This window comes from Streptomyces sp. NPDC003691 (assembly GCF_053981115.1).
The window spans coordinates 1-4953 of sequence record NZ_JBSFNQ010000190.1 but is presented as its reverse complement, the minus strand read 5'-3'; the positions used below and the strand labels follow the sequence as shown (position 1 = coordinate 4953).

Sequence of the window (4953 nt, the reverse complement as noted above, 5' to 3'; positions counted from 1 at the left end):
GGGCCAGCATCCGGCGGCCGCGCAGCAGCCGCAGCCGCTCCTTGAGGACCGGAGTCCGGGCCGCCCCGCCGTACCGGCGCTACAGCACCAGCGACAGCAGCAGGACGAAGACGAGACCGACGACCGAGATGATCGTCTCCATCACCGACCAGGTCTTGATGGTCTGGCCGACGTTCATGCCGAAGTACTCCTTCACCAGCCAGAACCCGGCGTCGTTGACATGGCTGAAGAAGAGCGAGCCACAGCCGATCGCCAGGACCAGCAGCGCCGACTCGGTGCTCGTCATACCGACGGCCAGCGGGGCCACCAGACCTGCGGCGGAGATCGTCGCGACCGTCGCCGAACCGGTCGCCAGCCGGATCGCGACCGCGATCAGCCAGGCCAGCAGCAGGGTCGGGATGGACCAGTCCTCGGAGAAGTCCAGGATCATCTGGCCCACGCCGACGTCGATCAGGGTCTGCTTGAAGCCGCCGCCCGCGCCGACGATCATCAGCACGCCCGCGATCGGGGCGAGGGACTTCTCGACGGTGGAGGAGATCCGCTCCTTGGTGAAGCCGGCCGCGCGGCCCAGCGTGAAGAGTCCGACCAGGACCGCGGCCAGCAGCGCGATCAGCGGGGAGCCGATGACGTCGGTGACCTTCTGGACCGGGTTCTCCGGGTTGTCGATCACGATCTCGACGAGCGCGTTCGACAGCATCAGGACGACCGGCAGCAGCACCGTGAAGACGGTCGCGCCGAAGCCGGGGCGCTTCTCCAGGTCCTCGGAGGGCCGGGCCGGGATCATGTTCTCGGGCGCGGGGACGTCCACCCAGCGGGCCGCGTACTTCGCGAAGAGCGGGCCGGCGATGATCACGGTCGGGATCGAGACCAGCACACCGAGGCCGAGGGTGATGCCCAGATTGGCGTCGAGGGCGTCGATCGCCACCAGCGGTCCGGGGTGCGGCGGGATCAGTCCGTGCATCACGGAGAGACCGGCCAGCGCCGGGATGCCGATCCGCATCAGGGAGTAGTTGCCGCGCTTGGCGACCATCAGCACGACCGGGATCAGCAGGACGATGCCGACCTCGAAGAAGAGCGGCAGACCGATCACCGAGGCGATCAGCACCATCGCCCAGGGCATGGTGGAGCCCTTGGCGCGGGCGAGGATCGTGTCGACTATCTGGTCACCGCCGCCGGAGTCGGCGAGCAGCTTGCCGAGGATGGCGCCGAGGGCGATCAGCACACCGACACCGGCGACGGTGGCGCCGAGCCCCTTGGAGAAGGACTCGATGGCCTTGCCGAGCGGGGCGCCCGCAAACGCGCCCAGCGCCAGCGACCCGATGGTCAGCGCCAGGAAGGCGTGCATTTTGTACTTGGTGATGAGCAGCACGATGACGGCGATGCCCGCGAGTACGGCGAAGCCGAGCTGGGCGTTGCCGGCCGAGGTGATCGGCTCCAGCGGATCCGCTGCCAGCGTCTCGACGCTGAGACTGGTCACGGTGGTTCCTTACGAGAAACGAGGGGTTCGGGGACGGGGCGTGGGGGGTGGTGGTGCGTACGGGCCGGTGGTCAGCCCGCGGGCGCGGCCGGGGCGGCCGGGGCACCCAGGGCGGCCAGCGCCCGGGCGGTGATCTCCTCCGGGGAACCGGCGACGTCGACGGCGACGCCCGCCTCGTCGGCCTCCAGCGGCTCCAGGGTGGCGAACTGCGAATCGAGCAGTGCCGTGGGCATGAAGTGGCCCCGGCGGGCCGTCATCCGGTGCTCGATGAGCTGCCGGTCGCCGCTGAGGTGCAGGAAGACGGTGTCCGGCGCGGCGGCCCGCAGCCGGTCGCGGTAGGCCCGCTTGAGGGCGGAGCTGGACACCACACCGCCGAGTCCGCTCCGGCCCCGCGCCCAGGTGCCGATGGCATCGAGCCAGGGCCACCGGTCCGCGTCGTCGAGCGGTGTCCCGGCCGACATCTTGGCGATGTTGGCCGGCGGGTGGAAGTCGTCGCCCTCGGCGTACGGAACGCCCAGGGCGGCCGCGAGCAGGGGGCCGACCGTGGTCTTGCCGGTGCCTGCCACGCCCATCACCACGACGACCTGCGGGGTGCGCGGGGTGCTCATCTACTGCCTCACTGTCTGACGTCGACTCCGGTGTCGACATCGGTCCGTCGCGCTACTGAAACCTATTAGGTACGACTTATTCAAGAGTCCGAGATCTAAACGTCATACTTTTAAGGTGTGATCCTCGCCCCTTAGGCTGTGCACATGACCACAGCGGGCCATGGCCTCCATACACACGTGCTGGACACCCTGGGCCTCGCCATCGCCGCCGGCGACTACCCCCGGGGCAGCGTGCTGCGCACCGACGAGATCGCCCAGCGCTTCGACGTCTCCCGCACGGTGGTCCGTGAGGTGGTCCGGGTCCTGGAGTCGATGCGGCTCGTCGAGTCCCGGCGCCGGGTCGGTGTGACGGTCCGTCCCATCGAGGAGTGGAACGTCTACGACCCGCAGGTCATCCGCTGGCGCCTGGCGGGCTCCGACCGGCCCCGCCAGCTGCGCTCGCTGACCGTGCTGCGGTCCGCGGTCGAGCCGGTCGCCGCCGGGCTGGCCGCCCGCAACGCCACCCCCGAGCAGTGCGCGGAGCTGACCGCGTGCGCCCTCGGCATGGTCGAGACCTCGCGGGGGCAGCAGCTGGAGGCGTACCTCCGGCACGACATCGCCTTCCACCGGATCGTGCTCACCGCCTCGGGGAACGAGATGTTCGCGCGCCTGGGGGACGTGGTCGCGGCGATCCTCACCGGCCGCACCCACTACCAGGTGATGTTCGACGACCCCGACCCGGCCGCGGTCACCCTCCATGTGCAGGTGGCCGAGGCGGTGCGGGAGGGCGACGCGGAGCGGGCCGAGCGGGTCACCCGGGAGATCGCGGTGGGCGCGCTGGCGGAACTGGACGTCCTGGCGCCGGACCCGTTGCCGCCGGGCGCCTGAGCCCCTCCGCCCGGTCCGGGCCGAAGGCGTCCGAACCCCTCCGTCGGGTCCGGGCCGGCCTCCGCCCTCACCCGGGCTCGGGGAGTCCGGTCCGGCGCCCCGCCGCGCCCCGGGCGGCCCGGTGCCGTCGTGCCCCGTGAGGCGCCCCGTCGCGCCCCGGTCGCTTGCGTATGCCTCCGCTCCCGGAACCGCCCCTTACCCCCGCTCCATGCTCTCAATAGAAGTGAGAGATGAGGTTCCGGTTCATGGTTTACTGCCACCTTGGTTTACATGTCGGCAACCTCAGAAACACCTCAGATCTCTTTCCGGGTGACCTGGAGCACTGCCAACATCGCAGGACCGCCCGATGAAGTGCCGTCGGGTCGAGTTCCGGCAGTCCCGGTGAACACCCACCACCGGCAGCCCGGGCCCGGCGTGCACCCCATCACCCCCACGCACCCACACGAAGGCGAACCACCCCCCTATGAGTGACCGCACCACCGCGTCCGACACCGCGGTCGCCGGGGCTCCGGCGACCGGCTCCCGCCCCACCACCCCCCATGTGGACGCCGGTGACGCCGGTTACAGCAAGGACCTCAAGTCCCGCCACATCAACATGATCGCCATCGGTGGCGCGATCGGTACCGGACTCTTCCTCGGGGCGGGCGGCCGTCTTGCGGACGCCGGACCCTCCCTCGCCATCGCGTACGCGGTCTGTGGTCTCTTCGCCTTCTTCGTGGTCCGCGCCCTGGGCGAGCTGGTGCTCTACCGCCCCTCCTCCGGCGCCTTCGTCTCCTACGCCCGTGAGTTCATGGGCGAGAAGGGCGCCTTCACGGCGGGCTGGCTGTACTTCCTGAACTGGTCCACCACCACCGTGGCGGACATCACGGCCGCCGCCGTCTTCGCCCACTACTGGTCGCTGTTCAGCGATATCCCCCAGTGGGTGCTGGCCCTGATCGCCCTGGCCGGTGTGCTGGCGATCAACCTGATCTCGGTGAAGTACTTCGGCGAGATGGAGTTCTGGTTCGCCATCGTCAAGGTGGCCGCGCTGGTCGCCTTCATGCTCATCGGCATCTTCCTGCTGGTCACCTCCCAGGACGTGGGCGGCCACAACCCCGGCCTCGCCACCATCACCGAGAACGACGGGGTCTTCCCGGTCGGTCTGCTGCCGATGCTCGTGGTCATCCAGGGCGTCGTCTTCGCCTATGCCTCGGTCGAGCTGTGCGGTGTCGCGGCCGGCGAGACGAAGAACCCCGAGAAGGTCATGCCCCGCGCGATCAACTCGATCATGTGGCGGGTCGGCCTCTTCTACGTCGGTTCCGTGGTCCTGCTGGCGCTGCTGCTCCCGTACACCGCCTACTCCGCCGACGAGAGCCCCTTCGTCACCGTGATGGACAAGCTGGGCGTGCCGGGCGCCGCCGGGGTGATGAACCTCGTTGTCCTCACCGCCGCGCTCTCCAGCCTGAACGCCGGTCTCTACTCCACCGCCCGCATCCTGCGCTCCATGGCGATGGCGGGCTCCGCGCCCCGCTTCACCGCCCGGATGAACAAGGGGCAGGTGCCCTACGGCGGAGTGCTGCTGACCGCCTCCTTCGGTGTCGCGGGCGTCGGTCTGAACTTCGTCGTCCCCGGCCAGGCCTTCGAGATCGTCCTCAACCTCGCCTCCATCGGCATCCTCGGCACCTGGGGCATGATCATGCTCTGCTCCCTGCTCTTCTGGCACCGCGCCAAGGACGGCCGGGTCACCCGTCCCGCGTACCGCCTGCCGTGGGCGCCGTACACCCAGATCGTCACCCTGGTGTTCCTCGCCGGAGTGGTCGTTCTGATGTGGTGGGGCGGCGGGATCGGCCGGACCACGGTCAACCTGCTGCCGCTGATCGCCGCGGCCCTGGTCTGCGGCTGGTTCGCGGTCCGGCGCCGGGTCAACGCCATCGCGGCGGAGCGCGAGACGCTCTGACCCCGGTCCGTCCGGACCGGTGCGGGGGCCGGGGAGCCGATCGGCTCCCCGGCCCCCGCCGCCGT

At 70.1% G+C, this 4953-nt stretch carries 4 protein-coding genes; 2 read left to right on the top strand and 2 right to left on the bottom strand.

Annotated features, from left to right (window positions below; genetic code table 11):
• Positions 1-79: 79 nt before the first annotated feature.
• Together ACWDR0_RS34545 and ACWDR0_RS34540 are read right to left on the bottom strand one after the other, a co-directional pair.
• Complete coding sequence (locus tag ACWDR0_RS34545; protein ID WP_456355796.1) at positions 80-1477, bottom strand: GntP family permease; 1398 nt, start codon at positions 1475-1477, stop codon at positions 80-82.
• A 71-nt stretch (positions 1478-1548) separates the two neighbouring features.
• Complete coding sequence (locus ACWDR0_RS34540; RefSeq protein WP_456355795.1) at positions 1549-2085, bottom strand: gluconokinase; 537 nt, start codon at positions 2083-2085, stop codon at positions 1549-1551.
• Between the two features lie 144 nt (positions 2086-2229).
• Between ACWDR0_RS34540 and ACWDR0_RS34535 the strand changes: the two genes are divergently transcribed.
• On the top strand, positions 2230-2952 hold the full coding sequence (locus tag ACWDR0_RS34535) for a FadR/GntR family transcriptional regulator (RefSeq protein WP_456355794.1): 723 nt from the start codon (positions 2230-2232) through the stop codon (positions 2950-2952).
• Between the two features lie 463 nt (positions 2953-3415).
• Positions 3416-4888: an amino acid permease gene (locus ACWDR0_RS34530; protein ID WP_456355793.1), complete on the top strand. Its 1473-nt coding sequence runs from the start codon at positions 3416-3418 to the stop codon at positions 4886-4888.
• The last annotated feature ends 65 nt before the right edge of the window (positions 4889-4953 follow it).

Excerpts from the sequence above, each read along its gene's own strand:
- ACWDR0_RS34530 (WP_456355793.1), top strand. The coding sequence starts at position 3,416 with ATGAGTGACCGCACCACCGCGTCCGACACCGCGGTCGCCGGGGCTCCG.
- ACWDR0_RS34535 (WP_456355794.1), top strand. The coding sequence starts at position 2,230 with ATGACCACAGCGGGCCATGGCCTCCATACACACGTGCTGGACACCCTG.
- ACWDR0_RS34540 (WP_456355795.1), bottom strand. The coding sequence starts at position 2,085 with ATGAGCACCCCGCGCACCCCGCAGGTCGTCGTGGTGATGGGCGTGGCA.